A 19,057-nucleotide genomic window follows, 5' to 3' on the forward strand; every position below is an offset into this window, starting at 1 on the left:
GGGGGAGTGAACACGACCACCACCGTCCTCTACTGCCACGACCCGCTGCGGGAACGCCGGGCCGACGCCCACTTCGCGGCCGAGGCCCGGCAGTTGCGCGCCGCCGGCGGGGACGTCGCGCTCGTCGACCACGACGCCCTGCTGGCCGGGGACGCCGAGCGGGCGGCGGCCCGGGTCCCCGCCGGGGCCGGAGCCGTGTGGTACCGGGGCTGGATGGTCCCCGCCGAGCGGTACGCCGCCCTCGACGCGGCCCTGCGCGGCCGCGGCACCCGGCTGGCCGTCACCCCCGAGGCCTACCGGCGGGCCCACGAACTCCCCGGCTGGTACGAGACGTTCGCCGCGCTCACCCCCGCCAGCCGCTGGCTGCCCGCCGCGCCGGGCAGCACCCCGGACGAGGAGCGGCTCGCGGCCCTCGCCGCGGCCCTCCCGGTCGGGGCGGGCATCGTCAAGGACTACGTGAAGTCCCGCAAGCACGAGTGGCACGAGGCCTGCCACCTCCCCGACCTCTCCCACCGCGCCGCGGTGCACCGCGTGGTGAGCCGCTTCGTGGAACTCCAGGGCGAGTTCCTCGCGGGCGGGATCGTCCTGCGCGCCTTCGAGCGCTTCACCGGTCCCGAGGTCCGTGTCTGGTGGCGCGACGGGGAGCCCCGGCTGGTGACCCCCCACCCGGACCACCCCGGGCCCGCCGCCGCTCTCCCCGGGCCGGCCCTCGAACCGGTCCGGGCGGCCGTCGGGGCGCTCGGCTGCCGCTTCGTCACCACCGACCTCGCGCTGCGGGAGGACGGTGTCTGGCGGGTGGTCGAGGTGGGCGACGGCCAGGTCAGCGACCTGCACCCGGCGGTCGACCCGGCGGCCCTCGCCGGGCTGCTGACGGCCGGATAGCGCTCCTGCGCTCGCCCCGGCGGTCTGGTACAACACCGGCCATGACGGGATTCGAGATCACCGGCGCGAGCGCCGCCGACATGGAACTGCTGCGCGACTGGGCGGACCTGGAGGGCTGGAACCCGGGGGACGGAGACCGCTTCGCCTTCGCGGTCGCCGACCCGGACGGCTTCCTGGTCGGACGCCGGGACGGGGAGCCGGTGGCCTGCATCTCCGCGGTGCGCTACGGCGCCGGGTTCGGCTTCATCGGCTTCTACATCGCCCGGCCCGACGTACGCGGCCAGGGGTACGGAATCCGGCTGTGGCAGGCCGGGATGGACCGGCTCCACGGGCGGCTCGTGGGGCTCGACGGTGTGGTCGAACAGCAGGACAACTACCGCAAGTCCGGGTTCCTTCCGGCCTGGACCAACATGCGCTACGAGGGAGTGCCCCGGGCCGCCGGGGACGGCGCGGACGAGGGAGTGGAGATCGTCGACGCGGCCTCGCTGCCCTTCTCGGCGCTCGCCGCCTACGACCGCCGCTTCTTCCCCGAGCGGCGGGACTCCTTCCTCGCCGCCTGGACCTCGCTGCCCGGCAGGACCGCGCTCGCGGCCGTCCGGGACGGCCGGATCGAGGGCCTCGGCGTGGTCCGCCCCTGTAGCGGCGCCTCCCGCGTCGGCCCGCTCTACGCCGCCGCCCCGGAGATCGCCGCCGCCCTCGTCCGGCGGCTCGCCGGGCACGCCCCCGGCGGGGAGGTGGCCGTGGACGTGCCCGACGCGAACCCGGCGGCGGCAGCGGTGGCCACCGGCCTGGGGCTGGCCCCGACTTTCGAGACGGCCCGCATGTACACCGGCCCGGCGCCGGAGGTCGAGCTGGCCGGGCTGTACGGGGTCACCAGCCTCGAACTGGGCTGAGCAGCCGGGCCGGACGGCGGTCGCACGGCGCCGCCCGGCCGGGCCCGGGGCCCGCTCCTCAGATGCCGAAGAGCACTCCGGTGGTGCTGCGCAGGCCGCAGGGGTTGCCGAAGGTGTACGTGTAGCTCAGCCGGCGGCCCTGCCAGACGCCCTCGGCGGTGACGGTCACCGGGTTCCACTCCCTGGTACACGCCGTGTCCGGCCGGGGAGCGGCGAGGGCGTCCAGCGAGGCCCCGGTGGCCCGCAGTTCGGCGCAGGCCGCCGCCGGGTCGGGGTGCGTGCCGCCCGGCCGCGGCGCGCACACCAGTGTGGCCGCGCGCAGTACCGTCCCGTTGACGGTGTCCTCCCCGGCCGTCACGCTGACCACGAGCGCGGACGGCGAGTAGAGGCTCTGCGTTCCGGTCGGCGCCGCGTCGGCGGCTCCGGTCCCGGCCAGCGCGGTGACGGCGGTGAGGGCCATTGCTCCGGAAGCCAGTCCCAGACTCCTGGTGATGGACCGCATTTCGAACACTCCTCGGGTCGGCGTTTCGGATAACGGACGGGAGTCTTGCCGATCCGGAGCGTGAACGCCCGTTCGTACCGCCATTTCTCGTCACTGATCGTGAGCGCATGAGCGCAGTCCGCAGCCGCCCTCCTCCGGCCCGCGCTGCCGTGACCTGTGGGGGAGGGATTGCGTGAAACGGCCGAACACCCCTCCCCGAAAGGTTTGGAGCGGCTCCTCAGCGGCTCGCCCCGGAACGCGGGGAGTAGAGGTCGAGGAGCCGGGTGCGGGTCTGCTGGAGCCGGACGGCGAGGACCCGCCCGACCCAGTGCCCGATGGCGGAGCCGAAGGCGGGGTCGGCGTCCATCAGCATCCGGACGGCCGCCCCGTCGAACTCGTAGGCGCGCACCGGGGTCATGGCCTCGGCGCCGAGCTGCCACACGTACGGCGGGAACAGCCACGACCAGCCCACGAGCTCCCCGGGGCCCAGGCTTTCGACGGGTGCGGGGTTGCGGCGGCCGGGCAGCGGGATCTCCAGGGTCACCGTGCCGGAGCGCACGATCCAGAAGGTCCGCGCCGGGCCGCCCTCGTCGAAGAGTCGCGCCCCTTCGGGGAAGTTGACCTCACGGGCGTGCGACATCAGCCGGCCGCGGTGCTCGGCCGACAGGACGGCGGCGATCCGGATGGGGGAAGGTGTGCTCACGACGGCCTCCGATCACGACCCCCCACAAGCCTCTGGTCTCCCCAGTGTCGCCGACCCGGGCCCGGATGAGGGGCGTGCCGCGGTACGGCCACGGTCGGTCGTCCGCCGTCCACCGAGGGTGGCGGACGACGGGCCGGGTTGCCCCGGAGCGTCGCCCGTACCCCGGCGGAAGAAACCCCTCCGGTGGCTGCCCGTCCCTACTCCTCGGCGTTGGCCTCCAGGCAGGCCAGTTCCATCGCGTCGAGCACCGCCTCGTGGCTGCGCCCGCTCAGCTCCGCGACGTTCTCGATCTGCGCCGTCGCCCAGGCGGCCAGCGTCATCACCAGCACCCGGAGCCCGTCCGTGCCGTGGTCGTCGAGGATCGCGTCGGCGACCGCCATGGCGTCCTCCGGCACCTGCTCCGGCGGCTCCAGCCCGGCGAGCCCGCGCAGCATCGCCAGGGTGCGGCGGGAGATCTCCGGCGTGATCCTCGCCAGCCGCATGTCCTCGTCGTCGTCCATCAGCCCCGCCCTCCCGTTGCCGGCCCTGCCCCTCAGGGCACGGTAGAGGCGCACGGCGGCGCGCGGGGCGGTTTCGGCCGGGTGACCGCCTGTGAAGGGATGGCCCTCGCTCGCCGGAATTGACGCCTCCGCGGCAGCGGGCGCCCCTCGGGCCGGTCCCGTGCCTTCCGCCCGTTGCGACCGCCCGGTAACTTGTCCGCCGCAGCCGCCCGGAGGGGGCGGCCGGAGCGGGCGGGAGCCACATGAAGAGCCTCGTACGGGTGCTGCTGAGCGTGCTGTTCCTGGCGGGCGGAGCCCTGCCGGCCGCCGCGGCGCCCGCCCCGCCCCCGGCCGCCGCCGCGCCCGTCCCAGCCGCCGCCTGGACGCCCCCGCTCTCGACCCGGGGCCGCTACATCGTCGACGCCCGGGGCGAACGCTTCCGGCTGCGCTCCGGCAACTGGGACGGCGCCCAGGGCTCCTGGAACGGCTCCGGAGACCGCACCGACCCCGCCACCCACCACAGCGGCCAGGACTCCCACGGCATCCCCCTCGGCCTCGACCGGGTACCCGTACCCACGCTGCTCGCGGACTTCCGCGCCCTGGGCCTCAACAGCATCCGGCTGCCCTTCTCCAACGAGATGCTGCACACCACCACCCCCGTCCCGGACGCCGCCGTCGCCGCCAACCCGGCCCTGCGGGGCCGCACCCCGCTCCAGGTCTTCGACTCCGTCGTCGCCGCCCTGACCGACGCCGGCTTCGCCGTCATCCTCAACAACCACACCGGAACCACCCGCTGGTGCTGCGGACTCGACGGCAACGAACGCTGGAACAGCGGCCGTTCCACCGCCCAGTGGGCCGACGACTGGGTGGCCGTCGCCCGCCGCTACCGCGACAACCCGCGCGTGGTCGGAGCCGACCTCTACAACGAGGTCCGCCGCGACACCTGGGACGACCCCAACTGGGGCCTCGGCGACGCCCACGACTGGCAGGCCGCCTCCCAGGAGGCCGCCGACCGCATCCTCACCGAGGCCAACCCGGACCTGCTCATCGTCGTCGAGGGCATCAACTGGACCGGCATCCCGCTCGACGGCCTCCCCCACGAACGCCCCACCCTCACCCCCGTCCGCACGCTCTCGCACACCCTCGTCGTCTCCGGCAAGCTGGTGTACTCCGCCCACTTCTACGGGTACACCGGACCCCGCCACAGCGGCGCGACCGGCCTCGGCGAGACCCACGACCCCCGCTACCAGGACATGAGCCGGGCACAGCTCGAACAGACCCTCTACGACCAGGCCTTCTTCGTCTCCGCCGAGACCGGCACCCACTTCACCGCCCCCGTCTGGATCAGCGAGTTCGGCATCGGCGCGGACGAGACGGGCACCGCCCCGCGCGCCTGGTTCCAGAACCTCACCTCCTACCTGGCGGGCTCCGACGCCGACTTCGCCTACTGGCCGCTCGTCGGCTGGAGCACCACCGGCCAGGGCGCCCCGGGCGGCGACAGCTGGGCGGTGCTCCGCTACGACTCCGCGGGGCGGCGCACCGGAGTCCTCGACCCCGCCGACTGGCGCACCGCCCCCTGGACCGCCCTGGCCACCGCCCCCGGCCGCACCGGGCCCGTCCCCGCGACCCGGGCCTGGTACCAGCTCAGTACCGACCACCGGGACCACAACGCCTCCCTGCGCACCCGCACCGCCGGGGACTGGGACAGCGGAGCCCGCAAGGCCGTCTGCCCGGACGGCGCCCGGCTGGCGGGACTGGGCCACACCGGCGGGCGCGGCCTGTGCACCACCTCGGACCTGCGCGCGCCGACCGGCGGGCACACGGTGGTCCGCGACGAGGGGTACGTCCCGCCGGGCGGCGACTGGGCCACCGGCTACACGAAGCTCCAGTGCCCGGCCGGGCAGTTCCTGATCGGGTACAGCCTGCGCGGCGAGCGGGTCTCCGCCGGCCTGTGCGCCCCGGCCCGCACGGCCCTCCCGGCGGGCGCGGGCCGCACCCTCTGGTTCGACCGGGGCGACAACCGTCCCGCGGGCGCCGGCGGCGGCGACTTCGCCCAAGGGCACTACAAGGGCCAGTGCGCGTCCACCGAGTACGCGGCGGGCATCGCCTTCACCGCCCGGGTCGGCTCACGCCCCTCGCCGGCGGCCCTGCTGTGCCGTCCGCTGCCCTGAGGGCCGACCGGCTGATCAGGCCATCTCCTCCAGCAGGGCGGGGAGTTCGCGCATGTCGGTGAAGACCACCGTGCCCGGGCCCGCGAGCGAGGCCGCCGGGGTCAGTCCGCCCGCGTAGCCCAGCGAGCGCATCCCCGCCGCACGTGCCGCCCGGACGCCCGGCAGGCTGTCCTCGACGACCACGCACGCCGCCGGCTCGACGCCCATCCGCCGGGCCGCGTACAGGAACACGTCCGGGGCGGGCTTGCCCCGCGGGACCTCGGTGGCACTGTGGATGCGGCCCGCGAAGCGGTCGTAGAGGCCCGTACGGCCGAGCGTGTGCCGCATCTTCTCGTGGGAACCGCTGGACGCGACGCAGGTCGCCAGGGAGATCCGGTCGAGGGCCTCGGGGAGCCCCTCGACCGGCGTCAGCCCCGCGTCCACCGCTTCGGCGTGCAGGACGGTGAAGCGCTCGTCCCACTCCCGGGCCGTCGCGGCCCCCAGCCGGGCGGCGACCTGCTCCCGCACGTACGCGCTGGAGCGGCCGATGAAGCGCTCGATGACTTCGGCTTCGGTCAGCGGCCAGCCCAGCTCGGCGCCGAGGGCCACCTGTACGCGGGCGGCGAGGAGCTCGCTGTCGACGAGTACGCCGTCGCAGTCGAATATCACCAGGCGGACGGGCTCAGTTGAAACGATCATGCAGGAAGGGTAGGCGACGGCTCCGTCGCGCGGCCGGTACGCCCGGGACGTTCGGCAACCGATGGGTCAAGTGTGGTGACCGGCGCGGCGATCCACCCTAGGGTGCGCCGGTACGGAAGAACATCCGTGCGCCGTCTGTACGGCAGTGCGACGCACGACGAACTGGGGGGTTCATGCGTAGATCCAGAGGCCTGGCGGCCGCTCTCGCCCTGTCACTGGCCGGCACCGGCGCGGTCGTCGGCCTGGGCCTCGTCCCGGAGGCGGCGGCCGTCACCCCGCCCGTGGCCTTCACCGCCGACCCGCTGTCCACCTGGCAGCCCAACGGGGTCGTCTGGGCCCTCGCCGAGGCGGGCGGCACCGTCTTCGCCGGCGGTACCTTCTCCGCCGTACGCCCGCCCGCCGGAGCGGGCGGCAGCGAGCGCCAGGCGGTCAACTTCGCCGCGCTCGACGCCGCCACCGGCGCCCCCACCTCCTGCGAGCTGTCCTTCACCGTCGCGAGCGGCACCGCCACGGTCCGGGCGCTCACCGTCTCGCCGGACAAGAAGACCCTCTACGCGGGCGGCTACTTCGGCGCCGTCAACGGCACCCCGGTCTCCAGCATCGCCGCCATCGACGTGGCCACCTGCACCGTCAAGCAGTCCTTCCGGCCGTCCTTCGCGGCCACGGTGCGGGCCATCGCCGTCACCGGCGACACCGTCTACGCGGGCGGCGACTTCCTCACCGTCGGCGGCCAGCCGCGCCGGAGTTTCGCCGCCGTCGCCACCGCCGACGGCGCGCTGCGCCCCTTCCGGGCCGACGCCGACGAACCGGGACGCGCCGTCGAGGTCACCCCGGACGGCAAGAACGTCCTGCTCGGCGGCGACTTCTTCGCGCTGAACGGGACGGACACGCACGCGCTGGCCGTCGTCGACTCCGCCAGCGGCGCCCTCACCAAGGCCTACCCCGGCTTCATCGAGGCCAACTCCGTCGTCAAGGACATCGCGACCGACGCGACCGGCTTCTACACCGCCAACGAGGGCACCGGCGGCGGGGTCTTCGACGGCCGCATCGCCCTCGACCTGGCCGGCTTCGGCCAGCGCTGGCGCGACACGTGCCTCGGCGCCACCCAGGCCGTCCTGCCCTATCGGAACGTGCTCTACAGCGCCTCGCACGCGCACGACTGCTCGGGCGTCGGCGAGTTCCCCGACGGCCGGCGCCACCACCTGCTGGCCCAGCCGACCACGGGCACCGGCAAGCTGGGCTGGTCCCCCGACACCAACGACGGCATCGGTGAGGGCATCGGCCCGCGCGTGATGGCCGTCGGTGCCAAGGCGGGCGTCCCCTACCTGTGGGTCGGCGGCGAGTTCACCACCGTCAACGGGGCGGCGCAGCAGAGCCTGACGCGCTTCTCCTCCACCAACGACACGGGCGCGCCCACGGTTCCCGTCGCCAGCGCGGCGGGCTTCGGGCCGGGCGAGGTCCAGGTCCGCTGGCGCACCAGCCTCGACCTGGACGACAGCGCGCTCACCTACCGGATCCACCGCAACGGCTCGGCGACGCCGATCGCGACGGTGACCGCCGACTCGCTGTTCTTCAAGCGGCCGCAGGCCTCCTGGACCGACACCACCGCCCAGGCCGGCCAGTCGTACACCTACCGGGTGACGGCCACCGACGCGGCGGGCAACACCAGCGCCCCGTCCGCCCCGGCGAGCGTGACGGTCCCGGTCTCGGCGGAGGCCTATCCGAGCCGGGTCCGCGCGGACGGCGCGCAGCTGTACTGGCGCTACGACGACGCGGTCCTGCCGTACGCGGCCGATTCCTCGGCCGCCGGCGAGCAGGCGGGGGTGCACCACAACGGACCGGCCCTGCGCCAGTCGCCGGGGGCGGTGGGCGGCGCCGGGACGGCGATCGGCTTCAACGGCACGGACGCGCACGTGTACGGCGACCGCCGGCAGACCGTGGGCAGTGCGTACAGCATCGAGACCTGGTTCAGGACGGGCACCACGCAGGGCGGCAAACTCGTCGGCTTCGGCAACCAGCAGGTGGGCGGCAGCAGCCGGTACGACAAGCACGTCTACATGACCAATGACGGGCGGCTGGTCTACGGCGTCTACACCGGAGCCACCCGCACCGTCACCACCGCCGCCGCCTACAACGACGACAAGTGGCACCACGTCGTCGCCACCCAGGGCCCCGGCGGGATGGCCCTGTACGTGGACGGAGTCCAGAAGGGCACCCTGGACGTCACCACCCACGAGGACTTCGCCGGCTACTGGCGCACCGGCTTCGACGGCCTCGGCGGCTGGCCGGACCGCCCGAACAGCGAGCACTGGGCGGGCCGGCTGGACGAGACGGCCGTCTACCCCGGCGTCCTGAGCGCGGCGCAGGTGAAGGACCACTTCACCCTGGCCTCCGCCCCGGCAGACTCGGTCGTGACGCTCACCGCGGCCGAGGACACGTACGCCAACGCGGGCGCCCCGGCGGCCAACTACGGGACCTCCGGGTCCCTGGCCGTGCGCGGCACCTCGCTGTACACGAGCTACCTGCGCTTCGACCTGCCGGCCGCACCCGCCGGGAAGGTCCTCAAGTCGGCCGCGCTGAGCGTGAAGACCAGCACCATGGCCGGCGCCGGGACCACCGACACCGTCTCGGTGGTCCCGGTCAGCGGCGCCTGGTCGGAGGGCGGGACCACGTACGACAACCGGCCGGGCACCGGCGCTTCGGCGCTCGGGAGCCTCCCGGGGGTCCCGGACGGTTCGGCGGTCCACACCGCCGGGCTCAGCACAGCCGCCGTCGCGGGCGCCCTGGGCGGCTCGTACGGTCTGGCGCTGACCAGCACCGGGACGGACGCCCTGTGGCTGTGGTCCTCGGAGGCCGCGGCGAACGAGGGGACGCCGCAGCTGCGGCTCACCTTCGGGGCCCCGTAGCCGCGCTACGCCCGGCGGCCGTGGTGCACGTGCTCCAGCACCTGCCGGAGCAGGGCGGTGACGTGCTCGTCGTGCAGCTCGTAGACCACGCTGCGCCCGTCGCGCCGTCCGGCCACCAGGTCGAGGTGGCGCAGCAGGCGCAGGTGGTTGGAGACGGTGGGCTGGCCGAGGCCGAGGGCCTCGGCCAGCTCCCCGACCGAGCAGGGCGCGTCCAGCAGACGGGCCAGGATGCGGATCCGGGCGGGCGAGGCGAGGCCCTGCATGACCTCGGCGACCGCGGCCGCGTCGGGCTCGGTGAGCGGGGGTTGCACGCCTGGTTCCATGGGGGCCACCTTAGAACGGCAGATCAGGACGTGCACACCTCTATATATTTCGATGTGCTGATATATTGATGTCATGAACGACGTGATGCGCGACGTCATGCGTGACGTGGCGAAGAAGGCCGGAGAGCGCGCGGAGCTGGTCAGCGCCCTGCTCGCCCTCACCGTCTACCTCACCGGGCTGACCCTCCAGCTGACCGCCAACGGCGGCCCCGTCGCCCAGGCCCTCTTCGTGGCCGCCTACGCCTTCGGCGGGTTCTTCACCCTCCGCGAGGCCGTCGCCACCCTGCGCGAGGGCCGCTTCCAGGTCGACTTCCTGATGCTCGTCGCCGCGGCCGGAGCCGCCGCCATCGGCCGCTGGGAGGAGGGCGCCGTCCTCCTGGTCCTCTTCAGCCTCGGCCACGCCCTGGAGGAGTACGCCATGGGCCGCGCCCGGCGCTCCATCGAGGCCCTGGGCGCCCTCGCCCCCCGCACCGCCCTCGTCCGGCGCGGCGGCGCCGTGGAGCCCGTCGAGGTGCCCGTCGAGGAGCTCGCCGTCGGGGACACCGTCCTGGTCCGCCCGCACACCCGGGTCCCGGCCGACGGGTTCGTCGCCGCCGGCGACAGCAGCGTCGACCAGTCACCGATCACCGGCGAGAGCGTCCCCGCCGACAAGACCCCGGTGGCCGACCGCGCCGCCGCGCTCGCCGACCCCGCCGGTGCCGACCCGGGCAGCCGCGTCTACGCGGGCACCGTCAACGGCTCCGGCTCCCTCGACGTCGTCGTCACCCGCCTCGCCGCCGACAACACCCTCGCCCGCGTGGTGCGGATGGTCCAGGAGGCCGAGCAGCGCACCTCGCCCACCCAGCGTTTCACCGACCGCTTCCAGAAGGCCTTCGTCCCCGGAGTCCTCGTCCTCGTCGCCGCCCTGCTGGGATTCGGCGCCCTCTCCGGCGAGCCCTTCAGCGACACCTTCTACCGCGCCATGGCCGTCCTCGTCGCCGCCAGCCCGTGCGCCCTCGCCATCGCCACCCCGGCCGCCGTCCTCAGCGCCGTGGGCCGCGCCGCCCGCGGGGGAGTGCTGGTCAAGGGCGGGGCGCCGCTGGAGGAGTTCGGCCGCCTGAGCACCCTCGCCTTCGACAAGACCGGCACCCTCACCGAGGGCCGCCCCCGCCTCACCGACGTCGAGGCCGCCGACGGAGCCGGCCGCGGGGAACTGCTGCGCACGGCCCTCGCCACCCAGCGCCTCAGCGACCACCCCCTCGCCCAGGCCGTCGTACGGGACGCGCCGGCCCTGCTGGCGGGCATGCCGGCCGGCCCGGCCGCCGCGGACCCGGAAGCCGTCGGCCTCCGCGCCGTCATCGGCCGCGGGGTCAGCGCCGAACTCGACGGCGAGGCCGTCCACATCGGCAGCCTCTCCTACGCCGACACCCTCGCCGGCCCGCCCGTACCGCCCGCGCTGCGCGAGCGCACGCAGGAGCTGGCGAGGACCGGCCGCACCACGATGCTGGTCCGCCGGGGTGACCGCTGGCTCGGCACCCTCGGCCTGATGGACGCCCCCCGCTCCGAGGCCGCCGGGACCGTCGCCGCCCTGCGCGCGCTCGGGGTGACCCGCACCGTGATGCTCTCCGGCGACGACCAGCGCGTGGCCGACGCCGTGGCCCGCGAGGTCGGCATGGACGAGGCCCTCGGCGGCCTGATGCCGCAGGACAAGGTCACCGAGGTGGCCCGGCTGCGCCGCACCGCCCGTACGGCCATGATCGGCGACGGGGTGAACGACGCCCCCGCCATGGCCGGGGCCACCGTGGGAGTGGCCATGGGCGCGGCCGGCTCGGCGGCGGCCCTGGAGACGGCCGACATCGCGCTGATGTCCGACGACCTGCGCCGCCTCCCCTTCATCACCGGCCTCAGCCGCCGCGCGAGCCGGATCATCCGGCAGAACCTGTGGCTGAGCCTGGGCATCGTCGCCGTCCTCGTCCCGGCCACCGCGCTCGGCCTGGGCATCGGCCCGGCCGTCCTGGTCCACGAGGGCTCCACCCTCGTCGTCGTCGCCAACGCCCTGCGGCTGCTGCGCCACCGGGACCCCGCCGACGGCAGCTGACGGCACACCGAGGGGCCTCCGCCGGTCAGGCGGAGGCCCCTCCGCGGCCGCTCCGGACGTCCCGCACGAGCGCGAGGACCGCGCCCAGGACGAGCAGCGCACCGGCCGCGACCCACAGCGGCGACGCACCGCTCCGGTAGTCGTGCACGGCTCCCACGAGGAGCACCGAGCAGGCGAGGACTCCCAAGGCCGAGATGGCGGTACCGATGTGGCGGCTCATGGCGGCATTGTCACCGACGGCCCCCGCCCACCGGGGGCCTCCACCTCCAGGAAGCGCCGCCCCCGCGGTCCGCGGTACAGCAGGCACTCCCAGCCGTGCCTCTCCAGTTCCGCCGCGCAGGCCTTCAGGCGTTCCTGCTCCTCCCCGGCCGCGCCGCCGCCGGGCGGGCCGGCCCAGGCGACCTCCACCCGGTCCGCGCCGCCCGTCATCACCCGGTAGCCGGTCCGTGTGCGACGGCCCCCGGCGTCCACCGCCGACGGCGGGAAGCCGGCCGCCTCCAGGAGGAGGGCCACCGCGCGCGGCATCAGCCGCAGCTCCCAGGGGGCCGGCACCCCCGCCCCGCCGGCCAGCAGCCGGCGGATCTGCAACAGCCCCTCGTACGCCGTGCGCACCTCGGCCGCCCGCCCGGTGCCGGGCGGCTCCGGGCCGTCGCCGGTCGCGGGCTCGAAGCCCTGGGGTCGCGTCTCCACTGCCGTCCTCCACCGTCTGAGTACCCGTGCCGGGCGGACTGAGTATCCGCCCTGATCCACCGCGGCGGAGCCGCTGCTGGAATGACGGCATGGACACCTCGGCACCCGAAACCCCCCGCCCGCGCCTCGGGCACGTGACCGCCGCCGGCTCCGCGCTCGCGGTCGCGCTGGTCCCGCTCGTCCTGGGCGTGCTGATCGCCAAGGGCTTCGCCGCCGACCCGCACGCCCCCGTCAACGCCCTGATCACCGGCGGCGGCCAGCGCGCCGGCCTGCCCCGCGCCGAGTGGAGCCGGCGCGGGCACGGCGCGGTCCGCCGGCTGCGGACGGCCCGCCGGCACACCGCCCGGCGCTGCGCGGCCGTCCGCGACCGCGGCCGGGCCCTCAGGAGGCCAGCGGCTCCTGGAGCTCGGTGACCCACTGCGTCCGGTCCTCCGGGCAGGCCAGGGTCAGCTCGCGGGCGTGGCCGGCCGAGCGGTGGCCGTTCGCGTCGATCCACCGGGCCAGGGCCTGCGCCGTCGGCAGTACGCCGTCCATCGCGCCCCGGTGCACGACGGTCGCCGCCCGCTCGACCCCGGGCAGTTCGACGATCCGCACCCCGGCCCCGAGCTGCTCGGCGCGGACCGCCGGCGCCACCGGGAGCCCGGCGTGCACCAGCACGGACCCGGGCTCACCGCCCGGAGCGTCCTCGTAGTAGGCCAGACCCGGGCCGGTCGGAACCACCCCGGCGGTCTCGATACGGCGGCACAGGTCCTCGTACAGGGGACCGATGACCGGCCCGATGTCCTGCGGGGCGAAGCTCGCGGCCACCCCGGTGAGTTCGGCCAGCCGCACCGGCGGCAGGCTCTTCAGGACGATCTCGTCCGCGGGCATGGTTCCCTCGCTCTCGATGGTCCGGAGCCTCGTCTCGACCCGGACCAGGCGGGCCGCGGCCTCGGCCGCCGCGGTCTCCAGTTCCGCCCGGCGCAGCCGCAGCATCCCGCGCAGTTCCTCCGTGCCGACCTTCTCGTCGAGCACCGCCCCCACCTGTTCCAGGCTGAAGCCGAGCTCCTTGAGCGCGATGACGCGGTTGAGACGGGCGAGCTGGCCCGCCTCGTACGAGCGGTAGCCGGTCACGGGGTCGACACGCGCCGGGCGCAGCAGTCCGAGCGCGTCGTAGTGGCGCAGCATGCGGACCGACACCCGGCCGTGTTTGGCGAAGTCTCCGATGGTGAACATGACGCCTCCCAGTGCACGGCCTGACACGGTGTGAGGGTCAAGTCTGCCCGGCCCGGGTGGCCGGCCCGCTCAGCGGCCGTACTGGCGTACGCACAGGTCCACGATCGACGGCGGGACCGTGCCCTCCGCCGCCTCGCACAGCTCCTCGCCGCGCGGCGCACGCGGTACGCGGGCCGCGGGCGGTTCGGGGGGCCGTGCGCGCCGGGGCGCGGCGGGCTTCGCCGGGCGCTGCGCGGGCGGGCGGGCCCGGCGGACGGGCGGCGGCACCCGCGGCGGTGGCGCCGGGGCCGCCTCGGGCCCCGGGAGCTCGCCCAGCGGCAGGGGCTCCGGCGGCGGATCGTGGGCGTGGCGCGCGCCGGTGACGTCCGGGGCGCCGGGGGAGTCCGGCGCCTCCGGCGCGTCCACGGGCGGTACGGAGCCCCGTGCCGGGCCCGGGCCGCCGGACTCCGCGCCCACGGAGACGCAGCCGGCGCTCGCGAGGAGCGCGAGGAGGGAGAGGGGCAGGGCGGCCCGGCGTAACTGCATCCGACCACCATGCCGTAGTCCGGGACCGCCAGGATCAGGGCCCTCACGCGTCCGGGTGACGCGGGGTGCCGGGACGGGCGTTGCCGAATCGATCCTTCGGGAGGCGGCCGGAAACGGCCCCGGCGGTCGCAGAATGGGCGGGAACGCGTTCGGGGCACGACACGGCAGTGCGGGCGACGGGGGAGGCGCGACCCCCGGGACCTGGTGCCGCCGTGCCCCTCCCCCCGGACTCCGTCCGCGGGGACCCCCAACCGTCCGCCCGCCTGCCGTACGGAGTGCCGAGCATGACCGAACCAGCCGCGTCCAGCGTTCCCGGACCCACCCCGCCCGCCGACCCGTCCCCCTCGGGGCGGAGCCCCCGCAGGAGCCCCCTCAGGGGATGGGCGGCCGTGGCGGCCGTCTCCCTCGGGATCTTCTGCCTGATCACCTCCGAGCTGCTGCCCATCGGGCTGCTCACCCCCGTCGGCGCCGACCTCGGGGTCTCCGACGGCACCGCCGGGCTGATGGTCACCGTCCCCGGGCTCGTCGCGGGCCTCTGCGCGCCCCTCGTCACCGTCGGCGCCGCCCGGACGGACCGGCGGCAGGTCCTCTGCGCGCTGATCGCCCTGATGGCCGCCGCCAACCTCGCCGCCGCGTTCGCCCCCGACTTCACGGTGCTCCTGGCCGCCCGCCTGCTCGTCGGCATCAGCGTCGGCGGATTCTGGGCCATCGCGGGCGGGCTCGCCGTCCGGCTGGTCCCCGGGCGCCACGTCGGCCGGGCCACGGCCCTGATCTTCGGCGGGGTCCCGACCGCCTCCGTCCTCGGCGTCCCCGCGGGGACCCTCCTCGGCGAACTCGGCGGCTGGCGCACCGCCTTCGGCGCAGTCGGCGTCCTCGGCGCCCTCACCACGGCGGCCCTGCTCCTGCTGCTGCCCGCACTGCCCCCGTCCGCGCCCGTCACCTTCCGCGAACTGCCCGCCCTGCTGCGCCGCAACCGCGGGGTCCGGGCCGGCGTCACCGTCACCTTCCTGGTGGTGACCGGCCAGTTCGCCGCCTACACCTTCGTGCGGCCCGTCCTGCGGGACGTCTCCGGCGTCGACTCCGGCCTGGTCAGCACCCTGCTCCTCGGCTACGGCCTCGCCGGCGTCGCGGGCAACTTCCTGGCCGGGCCGCGCGACGCCCGCCGGACGCTGCTCACCGTCAGCGCCACCCTCACCGCCGTACTGGCGCTGATCGCCGTCGTGCCGGGAGCCGCCGCCGGGACCGCGCTGCTGCTGGTCTGGGGCCTGGTCTACGGCGGGGTCTCCGTCAGCCTCCAGCGCTGGATGCTCCAGGCCGCGCCGCGGGCCGCCGAGGCCGCCTCCTCCCTGATGGTGGCCATGTTCAACTTCGCCATCGCGGCGGGCGCCCTCGCCGGCGGGCTCGCGGTGGACGGCGTCTCCGTGCCGGCGGCACCGCTCACCGGAGCGGCGCTGATGCTGGCGGCCGCCCTGACGGTGGCGGTCACCTCCCGCGGGTCCCGGTCCCGGGACCGGGACCCCGCCGGCGGGGTCCCGGACCACCCGTCGGCCGCCTCCGCCCCCCTCGCCGGCCCGACGCCGGAGCAGAACGGATGGATGGGGCGGAACGGACACCCGGCTTGACGAAGTGGTCGCGGACGGAAAGAGTCCGCTCAAGAGCCACCGAATGAGCAGCACTTCGGAGAAGTCCCACATGCCGATATCCGCCCGCGCCCCGTTCACCGTGCCGGCCCCGGGGGCGGGCACGGCCCCCGCCGCCCGGCGGCGCAGGGCCTGACCGGCTGGACGGGGGCCGGTTCCGCACCGCCGCACCGGCCCCCTGTCCGCGCCCGGAGACAACCATGTCCCCACACCCCGATGAGAACGGGCCCGAGCCCGACGACCGCCACTTCGTACGCCCCTACGTCGCCGTCCCCGACGGCCCGTACGGCTCGGCGTACCCCGACTGGCCGTCGCTGCCGGAGCCGCCGGAGGAGTCGACGCAGCCGCTCCCGCCCGTCCCGCCGGCGCCCCCGGCCGGCCCCGTCGCCGCGGAGCCCGTACACCCGCCCGCGCGGCGGGGGAGCCGGCTCGCACCGGCCGCCCTCGCGCTGCTGGCGCTGGCCGGGGCGGGCGCGCTGGTGTTCCTGCTGGGCGGGCCCGAACCGGAGCCCCCGCCGGCCGCGGCCCGCCCCGACCTGGCCCTGCCCGCGCTGCCCGCCCGCAGCCCCGGCGCCGGGGACGCCGAGGTGCGCGGCCAGACGGCCACCGTGAAGCCCTCGGCCTCCGCCGCCACCCGGTCCCCCTCCGCGCCCCCGTCCTCGGCGAAGCCGGCGACCGGCTCCCCGACCCCGGGCAAGCCCGCGAAGCACCCGGCCTCGTCCGGGACGCTGCGCCCGGGGGACAAGGGGCCCGAGGTGGCCGCCCTCCAGGAGCGGCTGTACGGGCAGGGGTTCACGTACGTCCGGGTGACCGGGGTCTACGACGGGCAGACCAAGCGCGGCGTCGCGCAGCTCCAGCGGGACCGGGACATCAAGGGCGACCCGAGCGGCGTCTACGGCCCGGCCACCCGGGCGGCCTTCGGCTGAGGCCGCGCCCGCCCGGGGCGGGGGCCCGGGGCGGTCCGGGTCACCGCCCGCCGGAGGCCCGCAGCACCGCTCCCGTCGTGCACGAGGCGTCCGCGGACAGCGGCCAGGCGATGGCCCCGCCGATGCCTCGGCTGCCTCCGGTGACGACGGTGACGGGGCGACGCGGCATGTGAACCTCCTTGCGGGGAACGGCGGATGCCGTCCCAGGCGGCGCAGGCTAACACCCCGAAATCCGCTGGACCAGCGGAAATGGCGGAGCCGAGAGTGGCCGGGAACTCCGATCCCGTCACCGCGTCCCAGGAGGCGCCGATGTCCACCCTCCGTGTCACCGTCGAAGAGCTGACCGTCCACGACCACCCCGACGCAGACGCGCTGGAGCTGGCCCAGGTGGGCCTGTACCGCGCCGTCGTCGCCAAAGGGGCTTACCGCACCGGCGACTTGGCCCTCTACATACCCGAACAGGCCGTTCTTCCGGCCGCCTTGATCGACGAGCTGGGACTGACGGGCCGCCTCGCCGGCAGCTCGAAGGACCGGGTCAGGGCTGTCCGGCTGCGCGGGGAGCTCTCGCAGGGCCTGGTCTGCCGGCCCCGCGCCCTGGCCGGCGTGGACCTCGCCCTCGCCGCAGAGGAGGGCACCGACTTCGCGGAGGCGCTGGGCATCGTCAAGTGGTCCCCGCCCGTCCCCACGACGATGGCCGGAGAAGTCGAGGCCGCGCCCGGCCTGCTGCCGTGGGTGGACATCGAGAACCTCCAGCGCTACCCGGGGATCTTCGAGGAGGGGGAGCCCGTCGTCCTGACGGAGAAACTCCACGGCACGGCCTGCCTGCTGACCTACGTGGCCGGGGAGGGGCGGGTCCTGGTCTCCTCCAAGGGGGTCGGTGCCAAGGGGCTGGCCCTCAAGGAGGACGAGCGCAACGTCTACTGGCGCGCCGTACGCGGCCACGGCGTGGCCGAGGCCGCGGCCCGGCTGGCCGAGCGGCTGGGCGCGAGCCGGATCGGCGTCTTCGGCGAGGTGTACGGAACCGGGGTGCAGGACCTGGCGTACGGGGTCCCGGCCGCGACGGCCGACGCGCCGTCCGGATACGCCGTCTTCGACGTGTCCGCCGAGATCGACGGCCAGGTGCGCTGGCTGGACCCGCAGGAGGTGCTCCGGGACGGCGAACTCCCGCTGGTGCCCCGGCTCTTCGAGGGACCGTACGCCCTGGCCGCGGTACTGGAGCTGGCGAGCGGCCGGGAGACGGTCTCCGGGCGCGGCCTGCACCTGCGCGAGGGGGTCGTCATCCGGCCCGCGACCGAGCGGTACAGCCCCGTGACCGGCGGGCGGGCCATCGCGAAGGCGGTCAGCCCGGCCTACCTGACGCGCAAGGGCGGCACCGAGTACGAGTGACCCCGTGCCGCGGGGCCCGGCAGCGGACGGGCCTGCGGCGTTGCGGTCAGCGGCGCGGGCGGCCTTCCGTGGTGGGATGGAGAAGGGGCGATTTCCACCGGTTCGGGTAGACGGAGAGGCCGCATCCATGTCGCAGGACACCGAAGGCACCATGCGGGCCATGGCGTACGGGGCGTACGGCGGGACGGAGGTGCTCGCCGAGACCCGGCTGCCCGTGCCCAAGGTCGCCCCCGGCGAGGTCCTCGTCCGGGTCCGCTGCGCCGCGGTCAACCCGGTCGACTGGAAGATCATGTCGGGCGGGCTGGACGGCCTCATGGACGCCGTGTTCCCCGTGATCCCGGGCTGGGACGTGTCCGGGACCGTCGAGCGCGTCGGCATCGACGCCCCCGAGTTCGCGGTGGGCGCCGAGGTCATGGGGTACGCCCGCAAGGACTGGGTGCACGGCGGCACCTTCGCCGAGTTCGTCAGCGTCCCCGTACGCTGCCTCGCCGCCAAGCCCGTCTCGCTCGACTGGCGGCAGGCGGCCGGCCTGCCGCTGGCCGGCCTCACCGCCTACCAGCTGCTCACCCGCCTCGGTACCGGCGGGGGCGACACGGTCCTCGTCCACGGGGCCGCCGGCGGCGTCGGCTCCCTCGGCGTCCAGATCGCCCGCTCCCTCGGCGCCCGGGTCATCGGCACCGCCTCCCCGCGCAACCACGACCGGCTGCGCGGCCTCGGCTGCGAACCCGTCGCCTACGGGGACGGCCTGACCGACCGCGTCCGCGCCCTCGCCCCCGAGGGCGTCACCGTCGTCGCCGACTTCGTCGGGGGCGTCCTCGACGTCACCCGCGCCGTCCTCGCCGAGGGCGGACGCCACGCCTCCATCGCCGACCACACGGTCCTGGGGGCGGGCGGCCAGTGGATGTGGGTCCGCCCCGACTCCGCGGACCTCGCCGCCCTGGGCCGCCTCGCCGACGAGGGCCGCCTGGAGGTCACGGTCGCCGAGACCTTCCCCCTCGTCGAACTCCCGGCCGCCTTCGCCCTCAACCAGAAGGGCCACACGGCCGGCAAGATCGTCATCGAGGTGTGAGACCGGCCGGCCG

At 75.6% G+C, this 19,057-nt stretch carries 20 protein-coding genes; 10 read left to right on the forward strand and 10 right to left on the reverse strand.

The genetic code is table 11. The features are described 5' to 3' along the window. The first annotated feature begins 6 nt into the window (after positions 1 to 6). On the forward strand, positions 7 to 882 hold the full coding sequence (locus ACZ597_RS11100; protein ID WP_471327838.1) for an ATP-grasp domain-containing protein: 876 nt from the start codon (positions 7 to 9) through the stop codon (positions 880 to 882). Positions 883 to 923: 41 nt separating this feature from the next. Beyond that, on the forward strand, positions 924 to 1,775 hold the full coding sequence (locus ACZ597_RS11105; protein WP_471327840.1) for a GNAT family N-acetyltransferase: 852 nt from the start codon (positions 924 to 926) through the stop codon (positions 1,773 to 1,775). Positions 1,776 to 1,833: 58 nt separating this feature from the next. On the opposite strand, the gene ACZ597_RS11110 is transcribed toward ACZ597_RS11105, so the two are convergent. The 3 genes from ACZ597_RS11110 to ACZ597_RS11120 form a co-directional block, all read right to left on the reverse strand. Further along, on the reverse strand, positions 1,834 to 2,277 hold the full coding sequence (locus ACZ597_RS11110) for an SSI family serine proteinase inhibitor (RefSeq protein ID WP_471327842.1): 444 nt from the start codon (positions 2,275 to 2,277) through the stop codon (positions 1,834 to 1,836). Positions 2,278 to 2,494: 217 nt separating this feature from the next. After that, complete coding sequence (locus tag ACZ597_RS11115) at positions 2,495 to 2,959, reverse strand: Crp/Fnr family transcriptional regulator (RefSeq protein WP_471327844.1); 465 nt, start codon at positions 2,957 to 2,959, stop codon at positions 2,495 to 2,497. Positions 2,960 to 3,156: 197 nt separating this feature from the next. Next, positions 3,157 to 3,459 (reverse strand): hypothetical protein, encoded by a 303-nt coding sequence (locus ACZ597_RS11120; RefSeq protein ID WP_471327845.1) that lies wholly within the window; start codon positions 3,457 to 3,459, stop codon positions 3,157 to 3,159. Between the two features lie 242 nt (positions 3,460 to 3,701). Between ACZ597_RS11120 and ACZ597_RS11125 the strand changes: the two genes are divergently transcribed. Continuing rightward, complete coding sequence (locus ACZ597_RS11125) at positions 3,702 to 5,609, forward strand: glycoside hydrolase family 5 protein (protein WP_471327847.1); 1,908 nt, start codon at positions 3,702 to 3,704, stop codon at positions 5,607 to 5,609. A 15-nt stretch (positions 5,610 to 5,624) separates the two neighbouring features. Here the strand turns inward: ACZ597_RS11125 and ACZ597_RS11130 are convergent, their stop codons facing one another. After that, positions 5,625 to 6,287: an HAD family hydrolase gene (locus tag ACZ597_RS11130; RefSeq protein ID WP_471327849.1), complete on the reverse strand. Its 663-nt coding sequence runs from the start codon at positions 6,285 to 6,287 to the stop codon at positions 5,625 to 5,627. 173 nt (positions 6,288 to 6,460) lie between these two features. Here ACZ597_RS11130 and ACZ597_RS11135 point away from each other — a divergent pair, with 173 nt between their 5' ends. Then, positions 6,461 to 9,193: a DNRLRE domain-containing protein gene (locus ACZ597_RS11135; protein ID WP_471327850.1), complete on the forward strand. Its 2,733-nt coding sequence runs from the start codon at positions 6,461 to 6,463 to the stop codon at positions 9,191 to 9,193. A 5-nt stretch (positions 9,194 to 9,198) separates the two neighbouring features. Here the strand turns inward: ACZ597_RS11135 and ACZ597_RS11140 are convergent, their stop codons facing one another. Next, entirely contained in the window at positions 9,199 to 9,591 is a 393-nt protein-coding gene (locus ACZ597_RS11140) for an ArsR/SmtB family transcription factor (protein WP_471327851.1), read from the reverse strand. On the opposite strand from ACZ597_RS11140, the gene ACZ597_RS11145 reads away from it, so the two are divergent. Continuing rightward, complete coding sequence (locus ACZ597_RS11145) at positions 9,590 to 11,593, forward strand: heavy metal translocating P-type ATPase (protein ID WP_471327853.1); 2,004 nt, start codon at positions 9,590 to 9,592, stop codon at positions 11,591 to 11,593. The two genes, ACZ597_RS11140 and ACZ597_RS11145, sit on opposite strands and share 2 nt — an antisense overlap. A 25-nt stretch (positions 11,594 to 11,618) precedes the next feature. Here the strand turns inward: ACZ597_RS11145 and ACZ597_RS11150 are convergent, their stop codons facing one another. Beyond that, positions 11,619 to 11,813, reverse strand: a complete 195-nt coding sequence (locus ACZ597_RS11150; protein ID WP_471327854.1) for a hypothetical protein — start codon at positions 11,811 to 11,813, stop codon at positions 11,619 to 11,621. Next, complete coding sequence (locus ACZ597_RS11155) at positions 11,810 to 12,283, reverse strand: hypothetical protein (protein ID WP_471327855.1); 474 nt, start codon at positions 12,281 to 12,283, stop codon at positions 11,810 to 11,812. The genes ACZ597_RS11150 and ACZ597_RS11155 overlap by 4 nt, the downstream gene beginning before the upstream one ends. An 89-nt stretch (positions 12,284 to 12,372) precedes the next feature. Between ACZ597_RS11155 and ACZ597_RS11160 the strand changes: the two genes are divergently transcribed. Continuing rightward, on the forward strand, positions 12,373 to 12,696 hold the full coding sequence (locus ACZ597_RS11160) for a hypothetical protein (protein ID WP_471327857.1): 324 nt from the start codon (positions 12,373 to 12,375) through the stop codon (positions 12,694 to 12,696). Here the strand turns inward: ACZ597_RS11160 and ACZ597_RS11165 are convergent. After that, positions 12,665 to 13,498: a MerR family transcriptional regulator gene (locus tag ACZ597_RS11165; protein WP_471327859.1), complete on the reverse strand. Its 834-nt coding sequence runs from the start codon at positions 13,496 to 13,498 to the stop codon at positions 12,665 to 12,667. The genes ACZ597_RS11160 and ACZ597_RS11165 overlap by 32 nt on opposite strands. A 69-nt stretch (positions 13,499 to 13,567) precedes the next feature. Then, positions 13,568 to 14,023, reverse strand: a complete 456-nt coding sequence (locus tag ACZ597_RS11170) for a hypothetical protein (RefSeq protein ID WP_471327860.1) — start codon at positions 14,021 to 14,023, stop codon at positions 13,568 to 13,570. A gap of 284 nt (positions 14,024 to 14,307) precedes the next feature. Here ACZ597_RS11170 and ACZ597_RS11175 point away from each other — a divergent pair, with 284 nt between their 5' ends. Both ACZ597_RS11175 and ACZ597_RS11180 read left to right on the forward strand, forming a co-directional pair. Next, positions 14,308 to 15,645, forward strand: coding sequence for an MFS transporter (locus ACZ597_RS11175; RefSeq protein WP_471327861.1), 1,338 nt, complete (start codon positions 14,308 to 14,310; stop codon positions 15,643 to 15,645). 218 nt (positions 15,646 to 15,863) lie between these two features. Next, entirely contained in the window at positions 15,864 to 16,589 is a 726-nt protein-coding gene (locus ACZ597_RS11180) for a peptidoglycan-binding domain-containing protein (protein WP_471327862.1), read from the forward strand. A 40-nt stretch (positions 16,590 to 16,629) separates the two neighbouring features. Here the strand turns inward: ACZ597_RS11180 and ACZ597_RS11185 are convergent, their stop codons facing one another. Further along, complete coding sequence (locus ACZ597_RS11185; RefSeq protein ID WP_471327863.1) at positions 16,630 to 16,758, reverse strand: hypothetical protein; 129 nt, start codon at positions 16,756 to 16,758, stop codon at positions 16,630 to 16,632. 140 nt (positions 16,759 to 16,898) lie between these two features. On the opposite strand from ACZ597_RS11185, the gene ACZ597_RS11190 reads away from it, so the two are divergent. Both ACZ597_RS11190 and ACZ597_RS11195 read left to right on the forward strand, forming a co-directional pair. Continuing rightward, positions 16,899 to 17,975 carry an RNA ligase (ATP) gene (locus ACZ597_RS11190; protein WP_471327864.1) on the forward strand — a complete coding sequence of 359 codons (1,077 nt, stop codon included), beginning with the start codon at positions 16,899 to 16,901 and terminating at the stop codon, positions 17,973 to 17,975. A gap of 151 nt (positions 17,976 to 18,126) precedes the next feature. Then, a complete protein-coding gene (locus ACZ597_RS11195; RefSeq protein WP_471327978.1) occupies positions 18,127 to 19,044 on the forward strand; it encodes an NADP-dependent oxidoreductase in 918 nt (305 codons plus the stop codon). Positions 19,045 to 19,057: the final 13 nt, after the last annotated feature.

The sequence above is a fragment of the Streptomyces sp. NPDC040718 genome (assembly GCF_055593565.1).